At 67.5% G+C, this 1,078-nt stretch carries 1 protein-coding gene; it reads left to right on the top strand.

What is annotated here, in order from left to right; all coding sequences use genetic code 11:
- Positions 1–363: 363 nt before the first annotated feature.
- A complete protein-coding gene (locus DER72_RS15985; RefSeq protein ID WP_054661035.1) occupies positions 364–972 on the top strand; it encodes an ECF-type sigma factor in 609 nt (202 codons plus the stop codon).
- Positions 973–1,078: the final 106 nt, after the last annotated feature.

The following is a 1,078-nucleotide window of genomic DNA, read 5'->3' as shown; positions in this document are numbered from 1 at the left end:
GGCCACGACCCCGCAGGGCTGCGCTCGGCCCTGTGCCGGGATTCGGTGAGAAATGGCTACGCACTGAGCCGCTGCGTGGCCCCGCGATGTCGAAAACCCACGCATGAACCCCCGATCTGTGCCCGATCTGTGCCCAAAGCGGCGCTTGCGCGGCCGCTTCCTACCCGCCAGACTCGCCAAAAAGGGCGGTTGAACTTCCTATACCCCGAGCCACCGAGATTTGCCGCAGTCTGCGGGGGCCGGCGCCTGGGCCGGTACTCCCAGCTGCCGCTCTCCCAGACCATTGGCTACCGGCGGTGAGTCCACCTGATCACGGTATCGTAGCGGTCGGTGCTGCGACGAACGATCTCGAGCCGAACTTCTATGAATCAGAAAGCAGATTGCTCAGGTGCCGCGGATGTCCACGACCCCGAGGCGGGGCAGATCGCGCACCTGCTCGAACGCCTCCAGGCTGGTGAGGCCGAGGCCCTGTCCGACCTACTTCCCCTGGTCTACTCGCAGCTGCGGGCGATCGCCCGCCGCCTGCGCCGCCGAGACGAGCTCGGCAGCCCCACCTTGAACACCACGGCGGTGGTGCACGAGGCGTATCTCAAGCTCGCCCGCAACGATCAGCGATTCGCCGACCGCGTCCACTTCTTCGCCGTGGCCTCGACGGCGATGCGCCAGCTCCTCGTCGACGCCGCCCGCAAGCGGGGCCGCCACAAACGAGGAGCCGGAGTCGTGCCGGAGCCCCTCGACCAGCGGCAGATCTCGATCGACGACCAGAGCGCCTTCGTGCTCGAGCTGAACGAGGCGCTCGAGGTCCTCGGGAAAGAGAGCCCACGCCTGCTCCGGGTCGTCGAATGTCGTTACTTCGGCGGCCTGAGCGAGGAGGAGACCGCCGAGGCCCTCCAGGTGAGTGTCCGGACCGTGCGGCGCGATTGGACCCGAGCGCGGGCCCACTTGGCCGTGGCCTTTGCTCCGCAGCGATGACGCCGGGCGCCTGCGGTATCAGCTCAAGACGCCGTGGCGAAATGGGACCACGCATGTCGAATGGGATGCGGTGGATTTCATCGCCAAGCTGGCGGCACTGGTCCCG

Source organism: Halomonas sp. A11-A, from assembly GCF_003182195.1.
GTDB classification, from domain to species: Bacteria; Pseudomonadota; Gammaproteobacteria; order Pseudomonadales; family Halomonadaceae; genus Halomonas; species Halomonas alkalicola.
Note: the sequence above shows the minus strand (reverse complement) of the source record. Positions and strands in the feature narration are given on the sequence as shown.